This window comes from Roseobacter sp. HKCCD7870 (genome assembly GCF_037830315.1).
GTDB lineage: Bacteria > Pseudomonadota > Alphaproteobacteria > Rhodobacterales > Rhodobacteraceae > M30B80.
In genome coordinates this window covers 706,225-727,821 of record NZ_JBBLYO010000001.1, presented here as the reverse complement: position 1 = coordinate 727,821, position 21,597 = coordinate 706,225, and the positions used below count along the sequence as shown (strand labels likewise).

Annotated in this window: 19 protein-coding genes; 17 read left to right on the top strand and 2 right to left on the bottom strand. The window is 45.5% G+C overall.

The genetic code is table 11. The annotated features are described in order from the left end of the window. Positions 1-4 precede the first annotated feature (4 nt). The 17 genes from AAC637_RS03695 (at position 5) to AAC637_RS03615 (ending at position 19,418) form a co-directional block, all read left to right on the top strand. Complete coding sequence (locus tag AAC637_RS03695; RefSeq protein ID WP_340302364.1) at positions 5-1,654, top strand: asparagine synthase C-terminal domain-containing protein; 1,650 nt, start codon at positions 5-7, stop codon at positions 1,652-1,654. Beyond that, positions 1,644-2,738, top strand: a complete 1,095-nt coding sequence (locus AAC637_RS03690; RefSeq protein WP_340302363.1) for a hypothetical protein — start codon at positions 1,644-1,646, stop codon at positions 2,736-2,738. The genes AAC637_RS03695 and AAC637_RS03690 overlap by 11 nt, the downstream gene beginning before the upstream one ends. A gap of 13 nt (positions 2,739-2,751) precedes the next feature. Continuing rightward, positions 2,752-3,882 (top strand): DegT/DnrJ/EryC1/StrS family aminotransferase, encoded by a 1,131-nt coding sequence (locus tag AAC637_RS03685; RefSeq protein ID WP_340302362.1) that lies wholly within the window; start codon positions 2,752-2,754, stop codon positions 3,880-3,882. An 8-nt stretch (positions 3,883-3,890) separates the two neighbouring features. Beyond that, entirely contained in the window at positions 3,891-4,775 is an 885-nt protein-coding gene (locus AAC637_RS03680; protein ID WP_340302361.1) for an NAD-dependent epimerase/dehydratase family protein, read from the top strand. A 15-nt stretch (positions 4,776-4,790) separates the two neighbouring features. Then, positions 4,791-5,477, top strand: a complete 687-nt coding sequence (locus AAC637_RS03675) for a WbqC family protein (RefSeq protein ID WP_340302360.1) — start codon at positions 4,791-4,793, stop codon at positions 5,475-5,477. Then, complete coding sequence (locus AAC637_RS03670; RefSeq protein WP_340302359.1) at positions 5,474-6,682, top strand: glycosyltransferase family 4 protein; 1,209 nt, start codon at positions 5,474-5,476, stop codon at positions 6,680-6,682. The genes AAC637_RS03675 and AAC637_RS03670 overlap by 4 nt, the downstream gene beginning before the upstream one ends. Next, complete coding sequence (locus AAC637_RS03665; RefSeq protein ID WP_340302358.1) at positions 6,679-7,431, top strand: hypothetical protein; 753 nt, start codon at positions 6,679-6,681, stop codon at positions 7,429-7,431. Before AAC637_RS03670 ends, AAC637_RS03665 begins: the two co-directional genes overlap by 4 nt. A 32-nt stretch (positions 7,432-7,463) precedes the next feature. Then, on the top strand, positions 7,464-8,513 hold the full coding sequence (locus tag AAC637_RS03660; RefSeq protein ID WP_340303135.1) for a glycosyltransferase: 1,050 nt from the start codon (positions 7,464-7,466) through the stop codon (positions 8,511-8,513). 39 nt (positions 8,514-8,552) lie between these two features. Continuing rightward, a complete protein-coding gene (locus AAC637_RS03655; RefSeq protein ID WP_340302357.1) occupies positions 8,553-9,446 on the top strand; it encodes a hypothetical protein in 894 nt (297 codons plus the stop codon). A 195-nt stretch (positions 9,447-9,641) separates the two neighbouring features. After that, on the top strand, positions 9,642-10,748 hold the full coding sequence (locus AAC637_RS03650; protein ID WP_340302356.1) for a glycosyltransferase: 1,107 nt from the start codon (positions 9,642-9,644) through the stop codon (positions 10,746-10,748). A gap of 457 nt (positions 10,749-11,205) precedes the next feature. Then, entirely contained in the window at positions 11,206-12,357 is a 1,152-nt protein-coding gene (locus tag AAC637_RS03645; protein WP_340302355.1) for a glycosyltransferase family 4 protein, read from the top strand. A 655-nt stretch (positions 12,358-13,012) separates the two neighbouring features. Beyond that, a complete protein-coding gene (locus tag AAC637_RS03640; RefSeq protein WP_340302354.1) occupies positions 13,013-13,429 on the top strand; it encodes an HAD hydrolase family protein in 417 nt (138 codons plus the stop codon). Beyond that, positions 13,426-14,970, top strand: coding sequence for a hypothetical protein (locus AAC637_RS03635; protein WP_340302353.1), 1,545 nt, complete (start codon positions 13,426-13,428; stop codon positions 14,968-14,970). The genes AAC637_RS03640 and AAC637_RS03635 overlap by 4 nt, the downstream gene beginning before the upstream one ends. After that, the gene (locus tag AAC637_RS03630) at positions 14,955-15,713 is read left to right on the top strand and encodes a capsular biosynthesis protein (protein ID WP_340302352.1); all 759 of its coding nucleotides are present in this window, start codon (positions 14,955-14,957) and stop codon (positions 15,711-15,713) included. The genes AAC637_RS03635 and AAC637_RS03630 overlap by 16 nt, the downstream gene beginning before the upstream one ends. Before the next feature lie 485 nt (positions 15,714-16,198). Then, a complete protein-coding gene (gmd, locus tag AAC637_RS03625) occupies positions 16,199-17,317 on the top strand; it encodes a GDP-mannose 4,6-dehydratase (RefSeq protein WP_340302351.1) in 1,119 nt (372 codons plus the stop codon). A gap of 5 nt (positions 17,318-17,322) precedes the next feature. Beyond that, positions 17,323-18,255, top strand: a complete 933-nt coding sequence (locus AAC637_RS03620; protein WP_340302350.1) for a GDP-L-fucose synthase family protein — start codon at positions 17,323-17,325, stop codon at positions 18,253-18,255. Continuing rightward, positions 18,252-19,418, top strand: a complete 1,167-nt coding sequence (locus AAC637_RS03615) for a DegT/DnrJ/EryC1/StrS family aminotransferase (protein ID WP_340302349.1) — start codon at positions 18,252-18,254, stop codon at positions 19,416-19,418. Before AAC637_RS03620 ends, AAC637_RS03615 begins: the two co-directional genes overlap by 4 nt. A gap of 323 nt (positions 19,419-19,741) precedes the next feature. On the opposite strand, the gene AAC637_RS03610 is transcribed toward AAC637_RS03615, so the two are convergent. Together AAC637_RS03610 and AAC637_RS03605 are read right to left on the bottom strand one after the other, a co-directional pair. Further along, positions 19,742-20,470 (bottom strand): hypothetical protein, encoded by a 729-nt coding sequence (locus tag AAC637_RS03610; RefSeq protein ID WP_340302348.1) that lies wholly within the window; start codon positions 20,468-20,470, stop codon positions 19,742-19,744. A 119-nt stretch (positions 20,471-20,589) separates the two neighbouring features. Beyond that, the gene (locus tag AAC637_RS03605; RefSeq protein ID WP_340302347.1) at positions 20,590-21,546 is read right to left on the bottom strand and encodes a glycosyltransferase family 10 domain-containing protein; all 957 of its coding nucleotides are present in this window, start codon (positions 21,544-21,546) and stop codon (positions 20,590-20,592) included. Positions 21,547-21,597: the final 51 nt, after the last annotated feature.

Below are 21,597 nucleotides of genomic sequence, written 5' to 3'. Positions count from 1 at the left end.
TCCGATGGAAACCATGATTGCCTTGTTGGAGAATACACCTGGATGGCACCAGTTTGTCGCAGGGAACCGTAAGTTGTGGCTTGCAGGACCCCTCAGGGAAACGCAAAGCGCATCGGTTATCGCGCAAGCTGCAACAATTTCTCCCGAACAGCTGCCGGCTTGGCTTGACCGCCTAGATGGACATTACGCTCTTGTTCTAATTGGGAGCGATTGGTCAATTGCAGCGGTAGATCCATCTCGCACAATCCCACTTATCTACGCTGAGCACGACGGCAGCGTGTTGGTAGCACAAGTGGGTACTGATTTGGCAGGGCGCATTGGCCTTGGTCCTGATGACATCCTGACACAGCAGGCCCGCGCCTTTGCGCTTGCGGGCTACACAATCGGAAAGGCGACGCTTTACCGTAGGGTATATGGGCTGTTGCCTGGACAATTTCTTTTTTGTTCAGGAGATACCAACCTCGAAGTTCGTACCTATCATCACTGGCGTCCATGCCACCCTGAAAACATAGCGCCTGAGGATCTCTACGATCCTCTTTCTACTTTACATGAGAGTATCATTTCAAACTTAGTGGCCTCAGCTCAAGGGCGTCCGATACTAGTTCCGCTTTCGGCAGGTATTGACTCGCGCTTCATTGCTTCAGGCCTCGTCGAGGCTGGCTATAGAAACGTCAGATGCTTCACTTATGGTCTTGCGGGCAACCGCGAAGCTTACATGAGTAAAAAGATAGCAGAAAGGCTTGGCCTGCCTTGGACCTTCGTGCCATACACTAATCGTTCTGTGCGTGCGGTAACCAGCACTCCCGATCATGTCGCCTACGAGCGCTATGCCGACAGCTTTTCAGCCATTCCGTATCCGCAAGATTACCCTGCGCTGGTAGCTTTGCGCGCGCGTCATGACTTCGATCCCAACACTATCGTAGTGAACGGTAACACTGGGGACTTTATTTCCGGCAACCATATCTTGCCCTCGCTCACTGAGCCGCAGGACGATGGTCCGGGCGCACGACTGTCGCGTATTGTCGACGCACTTGTTTCCAGGCATTTCAAGCATTGGGCAACGTTGGAAACGTCAGATCGCTTAGCCGAAGTGCGGCGCCTGCTGGCTGACGAGATTGAAGGCTTCGGCGGACTTCCTGATAACCCTGCTGGTGATCACGGCATTTATGAAATGAGCGAGTTCATCAACCGGCAATGTAAATACGTAGTTAATGGACAGCGCTGCTACGAATGGTTGAGATTGTCTTGGCGTCTTCCGCTCTGGGACAGGGCACTACTCGATTTCTGGGAAAAGGCGCCACTGGTGGCAAAGTATCGCCAGTGCCTATATCGTGAGGTTCTACAGCGCGACAACTGGGGCGGAGTATGGCGTGATCTGCCAATTAACCCAACCCGCATTCGCCCTGGTTGGATAGTTCCGTTGCGTTTGCTGGCGAAAGTAGCACATGCTCCTTTGGGGCGCGCCAGATGGAACAGGTTCGAGAAGCAATATCTTGAATACTGGATGGCGCCAATGTGCTCCTATGCAACTTGGCCCTATATCCGGGTGGCAAGGGACAAGCGCGGTCATTCCAGCGCTATTGGATGGCACATAGAAAGATACCTTTTGGATAAAGGCCTGAGTTTTGGGGGTGATCCGCGTCATGAATGTTAACCTTGATCCTCTCCCGCGCATTGCTATTCTCGGTGACTCGAGGGTTTTTGACACTTACTTTGTAAATGAGCGTTACGGGACGGTTCGCTACGGATATCATCGGACATTTCCGCACTTGCTTAGAGCCGCCTTGCTCTGCCGAGATCGGCCAGTTGCGGATGTTGTCCACATTCCCGACCATTTTCGTGGATCCACGATTGAAAACAACATCATTAGGCTCGCACTAACGGATCCTAGTGTTGTTGTTCTTGTGGACGGCATATGGGAATCATTGTTAACTCGTCGACAGTTTTTCGATTTTCTCAAAATGCAGGTTGACACAGTGAATTGGCAAGGTGGAGAAACACTCAGCCTTGATTTTAGTTCTTCTCGAGTGGTAGATCTCTTTCTGGAAGGCCGCTTTGATATATCGCCGGATAACTATGCGAAGCGTATTGGGCGCATAATTTCATTTTTCCGTCGGCGGGGACGACATGTAATATGGGCAAATCTTCCGATAGTTCCTCGGGAGCATAAGGGCCGGGAACACTTTGCCGGAGACTATATGTGTATTCCGGATTGGGGGCGGGTCCTGAATGGCTTGAACACGGCTGTATCGCAGATTGTCTCTGCTTACGGCGCGCAAGTATTAGACCTCGATAACCTCATGGCCAAGTCAGGCGGACCGGCTGAGTGTCTGATTGATCAGTGGCACTTCTCAGAAAAATTCCATTTGGCAATTTCCCAGGAGCTTGAGCGTTGCCTCTTACAGCTCCTAAGTGGAAGCCAAATTTCTGGAACATACCCGATCATGCCTGGCGACCTGGTTGCTGGAGCTATAGCAGTTGATGGGGATGCAGAAGATGTGCACCGACTTAAGGCTGCGAATCCGGAACTTGAAATAGTCGGGAAGTTTTCTTCTGATACACCGCTTCCGCAGGTGTCTGCTGTGGTCGTGGCATCGCAGGAGCACCACAAGCGAGAGGCAAGAGTTGTTGAGCTCCTTAAGAGAGCTCCATCTGTGCCGATCCTCTTCCCTGAGGAACTTACGGGTCTCGTGAACCCAGCGAATGGGGATAGGGCCCAACATGGAAATCTAATTTAGTGGACAAACAGGCATGACCGTCAACGCTTCAGGGCAGCCCATACCCATAACGCGACCTACATTTCCTGATACACAATTGGATGCGCTGCTAGGAGATCTCCGTAGCGTACTAAAATCGGGTCAGCTTGCGCCGGGTGAATACGCCAAAAGGTTCGAGACAGCATTCGCAGAGTTCTGTGGCGTCCCCCACGCGGTGTCCGTGAATAGCGCCACGACGGCGCTTCAGATAGCACTGCGTTATGCGGATGTAGCAGGCTACGACGTACTTGTGCCCGCTGCAAGCTTCATAACCGATGTGAGCTCTGTCCTCTTTGAAGGAGGTAATCCGGTGCTTGTCGATGTTGATGCTGACAGCCTCGCGGTGACGCCAAGGACGCTTTCGGCGCGTCGTACACCCCGGACTAAGGCCATCATATGGGTGCATCTTACCGGCATCGTTTCGCCAGAATATAAAGCAGTGCGGGAATATGCGCAAAGTGAGGGTTTGTTCCTTATTGAGGACGCATCGCATGCCCACGGAGCTACCCTTGGTAAGTTGTCTGCCGGGCAATTAGGCGATGTTGGGGTTTTTTCGTTTTTTCCAACAAAATTAATGACCACTGGTGCAGGCGGCATGATCACTACCTTTGACGGTGATCTTGCTCGCTTTGCCAGAGAACTGCGGATGTTTGGAAAGAAGGAGGGGACATCCGAGGTCGTTTACCTAGGTAATGACTGGTTCCTTGACGAATTGCGGTCCTGTGTCGGGCTACACCAGTTACAGTGCCTTCCCGATGTTCTGCGCCGTCGACGCGAGGTTGCGGACCACTATTTTAGCCGTCTTTCTAATCAGCCGGGCTTGCGTCTTCCACAAATTCATGAGGGTCATGTGCCTTCGTGGTATCAGTTTCCAGTTTTTATCGACGATCCTGTTTTGCATAAAAAATGTAGCATTGCTCTCCAAAAAGCCGGCATACAGTCAAAGCAGATCTATCGTCCTGTGCATCGAGAAAAAGTTTTCGAAAATCTTGTGATTGACGAACAGCCGGTTGCTGAACAGATGCTCGCGGCCTCGCTTTGCCTCCCGATGTACGCCGAGCTAGATCTGCAGGATGTAGATCGTGTCTCGGACGTGCTTATTCGTGTGTTGCGGAGTGTTACTTGAGGCCGTCTATGCGGGTATTGGTGACGGGTGCGGGAGGTTATCTCGGCCGTTCCGTAATTACTGGTCTAGTCGAGCGCGGTTACCATGTTATTGCTTGCAGCCGTAGCGGCGCGCTTGTCGCGCCTGCGTCACAAGCGATGGCTCTTGATGTAACTGATCGGATACAAGTTCGTCGGGTGCTACAGGCGCTTCGCCCAGATGTAATATTGCACTTAGCCGGCTTCATCCCGTCAAGGATTGAAACATTTGAAGATATGAAGCAATCCGAATTAGTAAACTTGTACGGGACGCAGATATTGTCAGAAGAAGCTGCGAAGCTCGAATTGAAAAAGTTCATATTTGCTTCCTCTATTGCAGTATATGGCGATGCGCCATTAAATGGGGCAGCTTTTTTAGAGAGTGATGACTTAGAACCTCGCGGAGCATATGGTCGCCATAAGGCAGCAGCAGAGGCTGCTGTCTCGTCCTCGCTCTCGGATAGGTGTGTGATGATTGCTCTCCGCTTTGCGGGGTTGCATGGGCCGCCGAGGAAGTCAGGCGTAATCTTCCGCTATTGTGAGGCCGCGAAACTCGGTAAACCTTTGAGTGTTTTAGAGCCGGACAGTGTCTTTAATTTTCTTTGGGTCGCGGATGCCGCAAAAGCCTGTCTTGCTTCAATTGAGGCGCCTCTCTCTTGTGGAGCGCATGTGTTCAATATTGCTGGCGGCACCCCTATTGCGCTAAACGAAGTTGCAAAGCGGATTCTCGCAATTACGCACTCGAGGAGTTCGATTGTGCTTGGAACCGGTACAACTCGCCGTCAAGTAATGGATATCTCCGCAGCTCGAAAGGATTTACGTTTTACACCAGCAAACCTTTCGCAACTCTTGGGGGTCTTGTGCGATGAGCGATAGTGTTGGGCCAAATAAGTGATTGTCGCGGTTCATCAGCCTAATTTTGCTCCTTGGCTCGGCTATTTTCGAAAAATAGCTATTGCTGATGCATTTGTGTTTCTAGATGATGTGCAGTTTAGCAAGGGCAGCTATACCAACCGTGTTCGAATCCTATCCGGTGGTGTACAGACTTGGCTGAGTGTACCCGTTTCGTTTAACTTTGGCGCTCCAATTTTGGCAGTCGATATCGGATCGGATGGATTTGTCGAAGCGCATTTGCGCAGGCTTGAAGTCGCATACAAATGTTCTGCCTCTTTCCGCGAGAGCTGGAACGATGTGGAGGCTATCTATAATAGTCTGCCGAATGCGCCCTTGGGGGAAATAAATGTTGCATTGGTTAAAATGCTTTGCGAGCGCCTAGGGATCGGGACGCAATTTTATCGTTCGTCCGAACTCGGCTATGACAATTTTGCCTCTGACGACCGGCTCATTGCACTTGTTGCGGCGCTGGATACCAACGGAACTTACCTTTCTGGAAAGGGAGGCGCGACTTATCAAGATCCATCTAAGTTCATTGAGGCAGGGTTGAGCCTCGAATATCTTGATTTCGTGTGCCCATCTTACAGGCAGGTCGGGGGCAAGGAATTTGTATCCGGATTGAGCGTGTTTGACGCTGTTTTCAACTTAGGTTTCGACGGTACTGCAGCTTTGATAAGATCATGACAATACGTGTTTTAGCGCTTGACATTGAAGGAGGGTACGGAGGCTCATCGCGTAGCCTTTATGAGACCCTTCGTTGCCTCCCTGAGGGCGCTACGGAGTTACAGGTATGGTGTCGGCGCAAGGGGCCGATACAACAGCGCTATGCAGAAATTGGCATATGCACAAAAGTCTGGCAAAATATGACGCATGTCAGCGCACTCCCACGTCTCTCGCGCAATATTATTGCTTTCGGACAACAGGCACTTGCCTGGTCTCGTTCAAGTGCCTTTCGTGAAGCGCTTCTTGCAGCTGCAAACGATGTCGATCTTATCCACATTAATCACGAGGGTCTATTCCTGCTTGCGCGCTGGTTACGGCCGCGGACTAATGTTGCCATAACTGCGCATGTTCGGACGCACCTTCCGAGGTCGGCGTTCGCGAGCTGGCAGTATCGAACGCTCTTCAAAGCTGTGGATCGTTCGGTATTCATCACAGAAAATGAAAGAGAGCGGGCTTTTGCTCACGCTCGACGGCCGGCTCGAGGCAGTGTGATCTTAAACGTTGTGACACCGAACGAGGTGGATATGCCTGACCCGCGATTGGCTAAAGATCAACGCTTTAAAGTGGCGGTCTTATCCAATTATGCCTTCATGCGAGGGGTCGACAGGATGATTGACGTTGCCGTTGCGTTAAAAGCGGCGGATAAGCGTAACATTGTTTTTGTGATGGCTGGCGACATGACGCTCAAGGGTAAATTGCCTGGGCGACTGGGTGAAATTGCACGGAAAGGTGGAACTTTGGAAGACTACGCCCGAGCTGAGGGGGTCGCCGACTGGTTTATTTTCTGTGGCCATGTTCGTCGGCCAGAATGCATTTTGCAGGCCTGTGATGTGCTGGCTAAACCAACCCGGGAGGCAAATCCTTGGGGGCGGGATATTCTTGAGGGTCTAGCTGCCGGTCTGCCGGTTCTCTCGATCGGGTGTTATAATCGGTTTGTCGAAGATGGCGTCACCGGTGTCCTTACCCCAGAATTTGATCCATTAGATTGGGCAGAACGGATCTTGGCTCTTTCCTATGATAAGGCTATTTGTGCTAAAATGGGCGCCGCAGGACGCATTCGCGTTGGCGAACTGTGCAATGGCCCTGCGCGTGCTCAGGATCTCCTGACATTATGGTATTCGGCAATCGACGATCGCATTGCAACGAGATCTGGTGGGATAGTATGATCGAAAAAGCGAGTTTTTCGGCTCATTCATACAAGAATTTACTCAGCGCCCTTGCAGAGGCACGGTTTGTGTCTGTCGGATATGAAGATGCTGAACCCAAAAAACGCCACATGATCTTGCGCCACGATCTCGACATGTCATTAGATGCTGCGCTGGTCATGGCTGACATCGAGGCCGAGCTTGGGATGCGCGCCAACTATTTTGTCCTTTTACGCACTGAGATGTATAATCCGTGGTCGAAGGCAGGTCGTTCTGCTATACGGCAATTGCGGGAGATGGGTCACGAGATTGGATTGCACTTCGACGCCTCACTTTATCCGTCTGGCAATGGATTGATCGACGCTGCAGTAGCGGAGGAATGCGAAGCTCTCGAGGCGCTAGTCGGCGCGCCCGTAACTACGGTGAGCTTTCACCGTCCTGTCAAACTGCTACAGGGCTATCCTCATAAGCTTGGCGGGCGCATCCACGCGTATCAGCCACGCTTCTTCTATGAGATGGGCTACTGCTCGGACAGTAGGGGGGCATGGTTTCATGGGCATCCGTTGGATCACCCTGCAGTTGTTGAGGGTCGCGCTATTCAGCTCTTAACACATCCCATTTGGTGGGCAAGGTCGACGCCGCTAGAACCTGTCGATGCCCTCGATCGGTTTCGCATCGAACGAGACCAGATCCTTGCCCGCTCACTTGCAGAGAATTGCGATCCCTATCGCGATGCATATGGCGATGACCCAGCGGGGCCGAGTAATTGAGCGGTGGGGCAAACCTGTGCCGTGTTGCGTTTGTGCTGCCGGATTTGGGCGCGGGGGGAGCGCAGAAGGTTTTGATGCGTCTCGCCGACGGCATCGACAGGGAACGTTGGGAGCCCCGGCTTTTTGTGATGGGTGGCGTTCAAGCGCTTATGCCTCCTGCAACGCTTGCGACAGAAATTGGATCTTATCATAGGACCATCGCAGGCGTTCCTTGGCTGGTCAGACGACTTCGTGCTTTTGCACCTGATGCTGTTCTCTCTACGCTAGCTTACACAAATTTTGTGCTGCTAGCGGCATCAAAAACCCTGCCTAACCAAACGCGTGTGCTCGTCCGTGAGGCCAACACGCCCCAAGCGACGCTAAACGCCCTATCCCCATTGCTCAGTAGGCTGGCACCATACCGCCGTCTTTATCCCCGCGCAACGAGGGTGCTTGTGCAAACCCCTCAAATCCGAGACGCCCTTGAAGATCTCGTGCCTGGGCTTGAATCCAAGATTCGGCTTCTGCCAAACCCAGTTGATGTTGATATTTTGCGCATGGCGAGACCGGAAAGAATCTCGGGACCCGGTCTCCGTCTCGTGGCTGCTGGTCGTCTAACCCGACAGAAAGGGTTCGACCGGATGATCAACATGGTAAACCAACTTCCAGCGGAGACAATGTTAACGATTTTCGGTGAAGGGCCTGAACGCGCTGCTTTAGAGGCTCAGGCGAGAATGCTTGGCGTCGCCGGACGGGTGCAACTTCCTGGATACGTCAACAATCTGCAGGCACACCTCGCCGGTGCCGATGCTTTTGTAATTACCTCGCGCTGGGAAGGGCTTCCTAATGTCGTATTAGAAGCGCTTGCGCTCGGCGTACCTGTGGTTGCCACCCCGGATGCGGGCCTTAATGATATTGCACTCGAAGCCATAGGTGCCATCCTTATAGCGCCGCCTGGGGAAAGCTTTATCGAGCTACTCAGAGCGATCGAGGTGTGCGACCCAACTGTGCTTGGCTCTCGCAAGAGTTTATTGCCGGTTGCATATCACGCCGATGCCGTAATAAAGAACCTAGAAGCCATTTTCGAAGAAGCACTGATGTGATCCTGCCCATACTGATGATTTTAACAATGGGGCTTGCATATGACTCGTCTTTCCTACCTGCTGACGATAACGCCGCGCGAGACTTTGCGCCTGGCGCGCCAACGGCTACCTTTCTTTAAAAACAGTCGGGCTTGGACAGCGAAAGAGCTAATGTCGTCGCAGAAATTCACGCGAGGTATACGCTTTGCGGAGTTTCTCATGCGGCAGGAAGCGATAGCCCGGCGATCGATGCCGTTCCCTGCGTTCGACTTTGAAGGGAAAAGGGTTGTAGAAGTTGGATGCGGACCACTTGGTGGTTACGGGCCTCTAGCTATTTTTCGGGGCGCTGCTTCTTTTGAAAGTGCAGAGCCGGAATGGGACGCTTCTGTGTTTGAAGAACACGAGATTATTGAGAAATACCTACGTATCTTTCATGCTGATCTCGTCGCGTTATACGGGCAGCGTATGGAATTTGGAGAGTTTCATGAAGCTCTGAGAAGTAAGATGCAGGTACATCGGTGTGGGTTCGAGGCTGCTCCAATCGAGGGCCCTGTTGACATCGTGTTGTCTCAGTCTGTGCTTGAACATGTTTTTCCGCTCGAGCAAACGGTCGCCAAACTTGCGGTTATCCAGTCAGCGGAGACCCGTTTCCTCCATCTTGTCGATTTTGGTAATCATTACCCAACTGCGGACCCATTTGATGGACTTTATTCGGTGCCTCCGGAAGAATACATCCGTAAACGGGGCAGGGCCATCAATCTCCTGCGGCCTCCAGATATAGCTAGAATGTTCGAAGAGCACTCTATTTCGGCGCGTGTAATACCGTCACGTATTCTATTGCATGGCGCACAAGGCGCTAAAGTTCCTCCGTGGTCTGAAAAATATGATGCGGATGCTCTGCGCGTTCAGCTTGCGTTGGTGGCGGGTCCTGACTCAGATGTTAAGCGTACGTAATTTTTGGGAGCTGCCGGATCACTTTTCCTTAAACTTATAGAGAGTTATTTGCCTAGGGCACGGCCCCCCGAATAGCGCTTTTTGGGTCACTAGTTGCTTCAACATTTTAGGGTAGAATATTTTGTATTATTTGGGAGACAAGTGGCATTTTTTCTTCACTATGGCTTATGCCGCCGCCTAGCTAATGAAAAACTAATGACAGATATTGTTCATATAATTTCGGGCCTTGGAGGTGGAGGTGCAGAGAATACTCTAGCCCAACTCGCGCCAAGGCTTGCTAAGAACGGGATGTCCCAAACTGTAATCAGTTTGACTGGTGATGGCGTAATCGCTGGACGGCTCGAGGCAGAGGGCATACCGGTGGTGCGTCTGGATTTCCGTAGTGTTCGAAGTCGAGCATCAAATTTCATACGTTTATTGTCCCACATCCATTCTATGCGTCCTAAGTTTTTACAAGGTTGGATGTATCATGGTGATTTGGCTGCTACTGCCGCTCATATGCTTGCACCAGGAAAAAAAAATCGACAGCTTGTTTGGGGAATTCGTTGTTCGAATATGGACATTGAAAGAAATGGTAAACTTGTTCGTTGGGGTGCTATATTTTCCAACATTCCCGACGCTGTAGTGGCGAACTCAGAAGTTGGGGTAAACGTACACACATTACACGGCTACAGGCCACGAAGACTGGAGGTCATTTCTAACGGCGTTAACCTAGACCACTTTCGTCCAGATAGTCGTGAGCGAGCACGCCTGAGGCAAAAATTTGGCCTCTCTGACGATGCGGTGGTTGCAATCCACACCGCACGGGTTGATCCCATGAAAGACCATCAAACGTTGTTGATAGCAACCGAAAGTGTACGAGGCTTGAATTTGGTCCTTGTCGGCCAAGGCACTCGTGAGTTTCTTGCAAGTTACCCGAACGTTTGCGGTAAAGTGCAGGCCCTCGGTCGCCGTGAAGATATCGCATCTCTATTAACTGTTGGAGATATAATTGTGTCTAGCTCAGCCTATGGAGAGGGGTTTTCGAATGCTCTGGCAGAGGGGATGGCTGCAGGCTTGGTTCCTGTGGCAACTGATGTGGGGGACTCTGAAAAGATAATGGGCGATACGGGGATCTTGATTCCGCCAAATGATCCGTCAGCGCTTGCGCATGCTTTGACACAACTAGTTAGTATTCCACATGACGACCTGCGCAGACGTGGCTTGCTGGCTAGGAAACGGATTAAGGATGAATTTGATATTAAACGAATGACAGACCGTTTTGTGGATTTGTATATTGATCTGTCAAAGATCCAAATGTAATCAAGACACAATACCGCCCGAGAACGTAGGTGCATTGACATAATTGGATTAATTATCATGAGAATTGTATTTCTCCAATGAGACCTTTTATAAAAAATTAAATTTTATGTGATTTTTTTGTGTGTATAGTCCTTTTTCGAGGCATCCCAGTTTGAATTTACACAAAAGATAAAGTCTTAGTGGGGCACGTACGTGCTCTTCGATTGTGTTTTTGCTGCATATGCTTTGACAGCCTCAAATATTGCAATGCTGTATTGGATGAGGCATTCTGTTTTCCCGATTTGATTTTGTTTAAGTGTTTTGGGTTTAATTTCTTTTATTGACCCTCTGGTGAATTATAAATGATGATTAAAAAAATAAATGAAAGTTAACTGTTATCGGTAAAGTTGGTACTGAATAGCTCATTACTGTGATTTTTTGTTTCAATGTCTGGGGTAATGTTTATTCATTGAAGTAGATGTATAAGCATACACAGATTTTGCGAGTTGGGCCATTGATTATTCTTTTTATTGTTAATTCCCCGGATTTTTTTGTCTCGCATCGTTTGCCAATTGCAGTGGCAGCCATGCGCCGTGGTTTTGTAGTTCATGTTGCGTCACCTAACGGTTTGGCTGCCGAAACTATTCGGCGTCATGGAATGGTTCACCATGTCATCTCTCTCTCAAGGAGTGGAAGAAACCCCTTGAGAGAGATTTCCTGTTTTTGGTCATTGCTAAAATTAGTTTATAGTATAGGGCCGAACATAGTTCACTTGGTCACGCTAAAGCCAATAGTGTACGGATCTTTAGTTTGTAGGCTGGTGGGAGTGGGGGGGGTGGTGGCTGCCTTCTCCGGACTCGGTACAGTATTCGTTGAAAACCGAAAAAGTTTTACTATGCTAAAGAAATGTATAATCGCGTTGCTGCGTGTTGGCCTGTCTCGCAATGGCACGCATTTAATATTTCAGAATAGTGATGATTATAGCCTTGTCCAATCTGTTCTTGGTTTTGACCCATCTTGTGTTTCAATAATTAAAGGCTCGGGAGTTCGTTTAGATGACTATCGACCTACTATTGAGCCAGCTGGCGCTCCTACCGTTACTTTTGCAAGCCGTATATTAAAAGATAAAGGCGTATTAGAATTTGTTGCCGCTGCTTCGATATTGCGTTCGCGTGGGGTTGTGGCTCGGTTTTGGCTGGCGGGTTCAGTTGATCGGGAAAACATCACAAGTATTCCAGAGAGAAAATTAGACGAGTGGCATCGCAGTGGATTGGTGGAGGTTCTTGGCTTTCAACGTGATGTTGAAAGTTTACTTGTGCAATCCAACATCATCGTGTTGCCTTCTTATAGAGAAGGGCTTCCAAAAATTTTAATCGAGGCAGCAGCATGTGCCCGCCCCGTAGTAACAACTGATGTGCCCGGTTGCCGAGACTCTATTGTTCCTAACAAAACAGGGCTATTGGTGAAGGCAAAAGATGCCGAAGAACTTGCGAATGCAATTCAAGTCTTAGTTGATAATCCGGAAAAAAGAAAAAGTATGGGACGTGCTGGTAGGGCTTGGGCAGAGTCCGAATTTAGTATTGAAAAGGTTGTGGATGCACACCTTGAGATCTACTCTAGATTTAAATAATCTATTGAGTTGGGGCCATGGTCTAAACTTACGGGGTAAACACATCGTGGTAAAACCGATGAGGAACTATATTTGTAATCCCAAAAATATCGTGCACAATATTGGATCGTTGTTGAGGTCTTTGTCAAAAGTACCATCGGCGATGGGGCCAAAATGCTGTCCAAAACAAGTTACTCGATATGCCGTAATGAAGATTTAGTGTATAGAAAGCCTCAGAGAAAATCTGATTTTTATGATGAAAAGTGGTGTATCTACAAAACTACAGGCTGCAAAGCTTACAAAGATATCGTGCGCGGATACCAAAAAGCATCGTCTTCATGAACCAAAGGCTCACGACGCAATAATAATCAAACGACACCATCCGATCGGACCACATCAAACTTCAGTATTCACTTACAATCTATTTGACACGGTCGAATTAGGCAGCTCGCACCCTTTAAACAGTTCCAAAACAAAAATCCAACACATAACAACAGAGGTGTGAGAGTAAGTCTTATGACGAAATGAAAGTTGAACTCAGAGTAATTTAGCAGCGAGTGACTGAAAAAAGAGATGCGAACTGGCTAAACTACCTAAGGCAGGAAGGCGACTTTGCAAAGATATAAGCTTTACTTGTGTGTGCTGAACAGGCGTTGGTTGAAGGGAGAAAGTAGCAATGAAAAATTTAATTAGCGATAACAGCTCGATAAAAGACACGAACAAAACAATTGTCATAGACCTAGACGGCACATTAACGATTGAGTCCAATGCTCCTTATCATGAAAAAATCCCAAACCGTCAAGTGATAGAAGTCTGCCGTAAATATCATGATATTGGATACAAAATTGTTATATTCACTGCCAGAAACATGCGCACACACAAAGGAGATATTGAAACTATATTGGCAGATACGTACCCAATAATAATAGAATGGCTAAAAAAGAATAATGTTCCATATGACGAAGTCGTAGTAGGAAAACCCTGGTGTGGGGAGGATGGATTTTATGTTGACGATAAGGCAATCCGTCCCAATGAATTTGTCTCATCGTCTGTTGAAGAAATAAAAAGAATAATACAGGGAAAATCAAAGTGATTCTTATTGCAAGCGCAGCCTACTGTAGAGAGGATATTGCCGTTGAGATTGGCATGATTCCACCAGCTTTTTTGCCAATCGGCAATAAAAGGCTATTTGAACTACAGTATTTGTCGCTCCAGCATTTTGGCGAAGAAATATGGCTTTCATTACCAGAAGGATTCGAAGTTTCATTATTTGACGCAAGATTATTGGATTCTTTGAATATTAAAACAATGTTTGTTCCTGAAAATCTTACGTTATCTCAATCAATAGCATTTTGTATAGAAAAAACTAATCCAAAGTCGCATGTGCGGATACTTTTTGGAGATACAAATTGTCAATCTTTGCCTTCAGAAAAAATAGACACGGTAGCCGTTGCAACGCGGTGTGACGATAGCATATGGGGATATTTGGAGAAAAATATTCTTCAACAAGATAAAGTAATAGTTGGGTATTTTTGCTTTTTGCAAATAGACAGATTTTTATTGTACTTAAAAGAGGAATCTGAAAACTTTGTCAAAGCCGTGAATCGCTATGCTTTAGATGTGAAAGCTGAAATTATAGATTTAGAAAATTGGCAAGACTTTGGTCATCGAAATCAATATTTCTTGTCTAAAACAAATACTTTACTGACACGACACTTTAACAACATTTCTATTAGCGGCGATCTATTGGTGAAACACAGTAAGCAAGTCGACAAAATTTCTTCAGAATATAATTGGTATAAAAGCTTACCCTTATCCCTTTCGTTGCACACGCCTCGCCTTGCTAGTGATCTTAAGATTGAAAATGGTGGGGCTCAATATGAGTTAGAAATCATTCCAAGCTTTTCATTTAGTGAGTTATTAATCTATGGTAATAATAGTGATCTATTTTGGGAAAATTTGTTTAAGAAATTAAAACATTTATTAAAAAATTTTAATAACGAAGTTAATGCTTTGAAAGATAAGAAATTTGAAGGCGCAGATTTCGAAAAACTTGAATCGTCTTTATATTTAGAAAAAACGTTAAAGCGTATTTCTCAACAAGAATCGCTATCTGGGTGGGATCTTTCAGAGTATAGAAGGATTGCGACGGATGCTGCAAAACATATTTCAAAGACGTCAAAGCATCACCTTACTATTGCACATGGTGATATGTGCTTCAGTAATATTCTATATTCGTCTCACAATGAACGGATTTATCTTATCGATCCCAAGGGTTTGTCGGCGTTTTCGAGTAATCCGTTGGTTGGTGATATAAGATATGAAATCGCAAAACTCTTTCATTCATTAGTTGGAGGATATGATCACATAATAGGAAACAAGTTTATATTGGAAGGGGAGGCAATTGAATTTTATCCTGATGATTACTCGAAGATTGAACATCTAAGTAAAAAATTTATACATATTATTTTGGATGAATTTTCACAGGTTTCGCTTGGTGAAATATTGGCGATTAACGTTTTACTCTTCATCTCTATGGTGCCATTGCACAGCGATGATAAAGATAGACAAGAAGCATTTCTTTTAAATTCTAAAAGACTTTACCAGATGTTGTTGAAATGGAGAAAAAATTGATTGTCATTCCGCTAGCTGGGCTTTCTCAAAGGTTTTTTGATGAAGGATTCAGTGTTCCGAAATACATGTTGAGACTTAACCAGAAGACCCTATTTTATTGGGCTGTTAAGAGCTTTGAGAGATATTTTGCAGATCAACGTTTCTTGTTCATCTGCAGAGATATTTATGAAACAAAAGTTTTTATCGAAAAAAGTGCCCGTGAACTGGGAATTTTAAATTTCACAGTTGTGGATCTGAAGAGTAAAACATTAGGCCAAGCTCATACGGTACAGCTCGGATTGAACGCAGCAGGTGTTTCAGAGAACGAGCCAATAGTGATTTTCAATATAGACACATTTAGGCCGAAATATGAAATGCCAGATTTCATTAGGAATCCTTTAGTTTTCGGATATTTGGAATGTTTTGAAGGCAGTGGATCAAATTGGAGTAATGTTGTAGTTGAAGCAGAAGGATCACGTCGAGTGATTAGGACATCTGAAAAACAAAATGAGTCAAATTTATGCTGCACAGGTTTATATTACTTTTCCACAAAAAGTGAGTTTATAAATTGTTATCATAGCTATTACTTTGATAAAATTTCAAATTTAACTAATGAGCATTATATAGCACCTATTTATAATGTTCTGATATCTCAAGGCAAAATTATTATGGTTGACATCATTGCCAAGTCTTCGGTGATTTTTTGTGGGACGCCAAATGAATACTACGAAGCGGACGGTATGCTTCTAGATGCTTTCGAATGATGATATTTGGAGTTTCGTTCAGATTTTTAGGTCGCTGTAGGATCATCTGGGATAGTATAATCAAGTGGTATAATAGTCATAAGTGACGATATACTAATCTGCAGAAACTGCTATGAGTAAGGGTTATAGTGGGCTGACCGTGGTTGCTAATAGACCTCTTTACAATCATTGTGCGTAATTTAGTTGATAGCCAAGAAAATACGGTTAAGTCTGATGCAATAGCGTTCAACAGTTAGTTTCAAACTTTGCTTAAAGACAAAGAAGAGGTGCAGATATTGCATACGCGAAATAGACGGCTTGAACTTCATGGTGAACCTCCAAGCGTTTTCGGAGATTAATTTCGTAGTAGATCTTGTCTGTAAATGAGGTAGTTGACCTTAACAAAAAATTGCGCAATTCGTTGCCGCTTCGGAGACAGTACTTTTCACTGTTGAAGTTTACCAGTTATGGTATGGCAGATAAGCAAATAATGATGGATCAATGATATGAAGCGCGCTTTGATTACGGGAATAACTGGTCAAGATGGTTCTTATCTAGCAGAGTTTTTGCTAGATAAGGGGTACGAAGTGCATGGAATTAAGCGTCGGGCTTCTAGTTTTAACACCAATCGCATCGATCACATTTTTCAAGACCTGCATAAACCCAATCCGAAACTTGTTCTGCATTATGGTGATTTAACAGATACATCCAATGTGACGCGTATTATTTCCGAAGTACAGCCTGATGAGGTCTATAATTTGGCCGCGCAGAGCCATGTAGCCGTCAGCTTTGAGGCTCCAGAGTACACGGCTGATGTGGACGGCATCGGCACCTTGCGTATTCTAGAAGCTATCCGTTTTCTTGGCCTTGAGCGCAAGACGCGCTTCTATCAGGCCTCAACGTCAGAGCTTTATGGGCTTGTTCAGGAAACACCTCAGCGTGAAACTACGCCATTTCATCCACGTTCGCCCTACGCGGTTGCGAAAATGTATGCTTACTGGATTACCGTTAATTATCGCGAAGCCTATGGTATCTATGCGTGTAATGGCATCCTTTTTAATCATGAGAGCCCGCGGCGTGGCGAAACATTTGTAACCCGAAAAATAACACGTGGTATGGCAAATATAGCCCTTGGAAATGAAGATTGTTTGTATTTGGGGAACTTGGATGCTTTACGAGATTGGGGGCATGCGAGAGATTATGTCCGTATGCAATGGATGATGCTGCAGCAGAGCGAAGCAGAGGACTTTGTGATAGCCACTGGAAAGCAGTACTCGGTCCGCGATTTTATAAGGTGGTCAGCGAATGAGTTGGGTATTAAGCTTGATTTTAAAGGGAGCGGCATAAAAGAAACCGGAACAGTGGTAAGTGTCGATAAGAGCCGTGCACCAGCAGTACGACCGGGCGATGTTATTATCCGTGTTGACCCGCGCTATTTTCGTCCGTCGGAAGTTGAAACCCTACTCGGAGACCCGACAAAGGCAAAAGAAAAGCTTGGCTGGGCGCCTGAAATTACGGCTCAGCAGATGTGCTCCGAGATGATCGCCAGTGATTTAAACGAGGCTAAAAAGTCAAGGCTGCTGCGCGATCATGGACTTGCAATGCCTCACCCTGTCGATAGGTAGTAGGTATGAGCAAACCGATACTTCTACTCACTGGCGGATCGGGAATGGTTGGCCGCAATATTTTAGAGCACCCCAAGACAGAAGATTGGGATATTGTGGCGCCAAGTTCCAAGGTATTGGATCTTACAGACCACGACGCTGTAAAAATTTTTATTCAAAGGCTCAGTCCAAAAATCATTATTCATGCCGCAGGCCACGTCGGAGGTATTCAGGCCAACATAGCTAATCCGGTTGCGTTCTTGGAGCGTAATGTCGCAATCGGCCGTAATGTCATTATGGCGGGCTACACAGCTGGAGTGCGTCGGCTTCTTAATTTGGGCTCTACTTGCATGTATCCACGTGGAGCCGAAAATCCACTTCGGGAAGATATGATTCTTACGGGTGAGCTTGAGCCTACTAATGAAGGCTATGCTTTAGCAAAAATCATGGCTGCGCGCCTCTGCCAGTATATTCGCCAGGAAGATCCCGATTTTCAGTATAAGACGATAATTCCTTGCAATTTGTTTGGACGACATGACAAATTTGATCCCGATAAATCACACTTGCTTCCAGCGATCATCCATAAAGTTCATCAAGCTAAAATACATGGTGAAAAGGAAGTAGAAATCTGGGGAGATGGAACTGCGCGACGTGAATTTATGTACGCTGGTGATTTATCTGATGCTTTATTGAAGGCCGCGGCTGATATCGAGAAAATCCCTAATTTGATTAATTGTGGCCTTGGTCGTGACCATTCAATAAATGAGTTTTATGCTATAGTAGCAGATATCATCGGATGGAGTGGAGATTTTACATATAATATTTCCAAGCCAATTGGAATGCCAAGAAAATTGTGCTCAATTAAACTTCAAAGCGCCTGGGGATGGTCGGCGCCTACATCTCTGCGTGACGCTATTTCAAAAACTTATCAATATTATTTAAACGAGGCTCACAAATGAACCTTCGGTATCCGCTTGCCACATCTTCGTGGGATCACAAAGAAATTGAAGCAATACATCGCGTCATTGCTTCAGATCAGTTTTCTATGGGGGATGAAGTCGCGTCTTTCGAGCAACTGTTCGCGTCATACTTTGGTGTAAAATATGCAGTAATGGTCAATTCTGGTTCGTCGGCAAATCTACTAATGACGGCAGCGCTTGCCTTCACGAAAAATGAGAGACTTAAGTTATCACCCGGTGATGAGATTATTGTCCCAGCTGTTAGCTGGCCGACAACATACTATCCTTTGAGCCAGTATGGACTTCACTTGAAGTTTGTGGACATTGATCTTCACACATTGAATTATGATCTGTCCGCACTCAAAGGCGCAGTGACGACTAAAACTAGAGCAATTATGGTCGTTAACCTTTTAGGCAATCCAAACGATTTCGACGCCATACAAAGCATATTGGGAGGCCGCAATATTGTCGTTATTGAAGATAATTGTGAGTCGATGGGAGCCACTTTTAATAATAAACATACCGGCACTTTCGGTATAATGGGAACATTCTCGTGCTTTTTCTCACATCACATTTCGACTATGGAGGGAGGAGTTGTCGTCACTGATGACGAAGAACTTTATCATATCATGCTCGCGCTTCGCGCGCACGGTTGGACACGAAATCTTCCGAAGTTTAATCTCGTAACAGGTGAGAAGAGTGGCAACCAGTTTGAAGAAAGCTTTCGATTTGTACTGCCCGGTTATAACTTGCGCCCATTGGAACTGTCTGGTGCGATAGGGAAGGAACAATTAAAGAAGTTGCCTGCTCTTATTAACGGGCGACGTAAGAATGGGGCAATGTTCCAAAAAAAACTTAGTAACAATTCAAAATTCCTAATCCAGCGTGAAATAGGAGAGTCGAGTTGGTTCGGTTTTTCCTTAGTATTGCGAAAAGAGGCAAATATTCTAAGGGATGACTTAGTTCGTGATCTCACTGATTTAGGCTTCGAATGTCGTCCAATAGTAGGAGGCAATTTTGCTAAGAACGAGGTCATGAAGTTTTTTGACTACTCCATTTCTGGAGATCTTAAAAATGCTGACTATATTGACCAAAATGGATTATTCGTCGGAAATCATCACTATGATATAGAAGATGCTATAGATATTTTGGGGTCATTGTAAATATGAAGAAAAATTTAACAATAGTAAATTAAAAGAATCCAACACAATTTATAAACTTTTTAAGTTATTAATGGACTTCGTATTATGTACAGATGGTTGAAATTTTTCAATTTCATAAAAATTGAACATGTTTCCACCTGGGAGCTTGCCTGTCCTCGGCACTGTGAGATAGTTTCCTTAAAGTCGCAATTTTTTTGGCGACAGGTCTATCAACCAGAAAAGAGCAGTGCAGCGTGGTGGTGGAACAGAGCATATCAAGCATGAATTCATATATTTTTTGTCACCAGCGCTCATAATTTTTCTTCGTAGCGCTATTCAAAGAACTATTGCCACTTTCCGAACCTTTGATTTGTTTTGTGGGAGTCTCGCATTAGGCCGCCTAACACATTCAGGCCCTTGCGGCACAGTCCGTTATGATTAATTAAGTCAGTAATGACTTCTTCTCCACAGATCGGAAGTTTCTTTTTGAATAATGAATTTTTCTTAAACATATGAAAATACGAGTTTTCCACCTTTCTCATGACAAATTCACTGCCGATCATCCAGTAATCACAAACTACTAATTTATTATTGATGACGTCCACGAAGTAAACTGTCCGATCGTCAATGGGCTCTATGAAATGATCGTTGCCTTCGACAAGGTAATAATCGTATCTAGCTCGTATAACTGCATCATATTTAATACCTGTTTCTTGCGAATATTGCCGGCGAAGTTGTGCGGCTTGGTGGATTGAATAAAACATACTCGCGGTAATATATGGTTCAGCGCCTGTATTTTTTCTTATGCGCTTTGTTTGAGTTTTGAACCAGCTATCCTTTTGGTCTTCAATGAAAATTTTTTTTGGTGAGTACATTGAGATCAATCGGTCGCGAAGATCTGTATACGGTTGATGATCTACCGTCCAACTTGAGCCTTGGTACTTGTCTTGTGTCGACCAGGCATGCGCAAAGATGTCACAGTCAAGATTATTTGAATTTATAAACTCCATCAACCTTGAGCCGCATTCCTCAAAAAAACGAGGTTGACCTGATATGCAGAGAGCGTACTTCATCTAAAAAATCTCCTTTGAAATATGGTTTATAAAAGATTGCTGACTTTACCATAGTGTAATGTGTTGTGATTTACTATTGTGAGATCAAAATATATTATATTCATCTAGTCACCTTTAATTTAAATAAATTTTTCTATTAGTGGCAGGCGTCCGTGCGCTCTTTTAAGGGAGCTGAGTGCCAGTTTTTCAAATTTTGTTTTCGTAAACTTATTTATTCTAGTGTTGCAAATTTTTCCTTCGTTGTAATGAGATTTTGCCATTTCGAATATAGTAGGAAACAAAGAGTACTTTTCAAGTACAAGGCGTTTCGCTTCAGCAAGAGCATCCTGCCTGCGCTCCCACTCTCTATCTCTGACTGCTGATTGGGCTAAGGCGACAGTCTCACTGGGGGTGCACCCAGTTGCGTTAATGAAAGAGTCTTCGGGAAAGTATTTGGTAAGGTTGGGGCAGCCTTGATATATGGGAAGAGTATTCATTAAAAAGCAGTCTGATAGCTTCTCCGTCCAGTAATCCTTCTTAAGGATGTTTTCCACTTCAATGCTGTATTTAAAGTGGGATAAAACTTTCTCTTTTTTTTCGAACGGGTTGTGTCCACGTCCATACAAATTCACATTACTTTGGTTTTTAAGTATCCAGTCTCTGACCCTTAAGCGTAAAATATGCCCAGAAAAGTAACGTTTGTTGCTTGAGATCATGACTATAGCGTCATTCTTTTCATCCCTGAATCTTTGAGAGCTAAGTTCGAAATGAGACATATCCAAGCTCCACGGCAATCCTGGGTGTGAAGTTATAACTTCAACCCCTTTAGATCTCGATGGCGTATGAGTGAATAATTTTGAAATTCTATTATTTATCAAATACTTTTTGTTGTAAATTCCTACTGTATTTGGCTCCTGATGGAGCAAAAATATATTCCCAGATCTTGAAGTAATATCCAAGTCAATTAATGAGTGATTGATTATAACTGTAACATCACTTTCTTGCGATGAGTTGAAATATATTTCAATGTCTTTTGCTATGGGTTTTTGTGACAACAATGATTGGAGGTCGTAGCTTGATATCAAATTTATTTTCATGTAGCGGACTCGCATTTAATATTAATATAATCCGTAGATGGTGATGGATAA

What these genes read in the sequence shown, in the direction of transcription:
- AAC637_RS03695 (WP_340302364.1), top strand. Translation starts at nt 5, where the DNA reads ATGGAAACCATGATTGCCTTGTTGGAGAATACACCTGGATGGCACCAG.
- AAC637_RS03690 (WP_340302363.1), top strand. Translation starts at nt 1,644, where the DNA reads ATGAATGTTAACCTTGATCCTCTCCCGCGCATTGCTATTCTCGGTGAC.
- AAC637_RS03685 (WP_340302362.1), top strand. Translation starts at nt 2,752, where the DNA reads ATGACCGTCAACGCTTCAGGGCAGCCCATACCCATAACGCGACCTACA.
- AAC637_RS03680 (WP_340302361.1), top strand. Translation starts at nt 3,891, where the DNA reads ATGCGGGTATTGGTGACGGGTGCGGGAGGTTATCTCGGCCGTTCCGTA.
- AAC637_RS03670 (WP_340302359.1), top strand. Translation starts at nt 5,474, where the DNA reads ATGACAATACGTGTTTTAGCGCTTGACATTGAAGGAGGGTACGGAGGC.
- AAC637_RS03665 (WP_340302358.1), top strand. Translation starts at nt 6,679, where the DNA reads ATGATCGAAAAAGCGAGTTTTTCGGCTCATTCATACAAGAATTTACTC.
- AAC637_RS03655 (WP_340302357.1), top strand. Translation starts at nt 8,553, where the DNA reads ATGACTCGTCTTTCCTACCTGCTGACGATAACGCCGCGCGAGACTTTG.
- AAC637_RS03650 (WP_340302356.1), top strand. Translation starts at nt 9,642, where the DNA reads ATGACAGATATTGTTCATATAATTTCGGGCCTTGGAGGTGGAGGTGCA.
- AAC637_RS03645 (WP_340302355.1), top strand. Translation starts at nt 11,206, where the DNA reads ATGTATAAGCATACACAGATTTTGCGAGTTGGGCCATTGATTATTCTT.
- AAC637_RS03640 (WP_340302354.1), top strand. Translation starts at nt 13,013, where the DNA reads ATGAAAAATTTAATTAGCGATAACAGCTCGATAAAAGACACGAACAAA.
- AAC637_RS03630 (WP_340302352.1), top strand. Translation starts at nt 14,955, where the DNA reads ATGGAGAAAAAATTGATTGTCATTCCGCTAGCTGGGCTTTCTCAAAGG.
- gmd (WP_340302351.1), top strand. Translation starts at nt 16,199, where the DNA reads ATGAAGCGCGCTTTGATTACGGGAATAACTGGTCAAGATGGTTCTTAT.
- AAC637_RS03620 (WP_340302350.1), top strand. Translation starts at nt 17,323, where the DNA reads ATGAGCAAACCGATACTTCTACTCACTGGCGGATCGGGAATGGTTGGC.
- AAC637_RS03615 (WP_340302349.1), top strand. Translation starts at nt 18,252, where the DNA reads ATGAACCTTCGGTATCCGCTTGCCACATCTTCGTGGGATCACAAAGAA.
- AAC637_RS03610 (WP_340302348.1), bottom strand. Translation starts at nt 20,470, where the DNA reads ATGAAGTACGCTCTCTGCATATCAGGTCAACCTCGTTTTTTTGAGGAA.
- AAC637_RS03605 (WP_340302347.1), bottom strand. Translation starts at nt 21,546, where the DNA reads ATGAAAATAAATTTGATATCAAGCTACGACCTCCAATCATTGTTGTCA.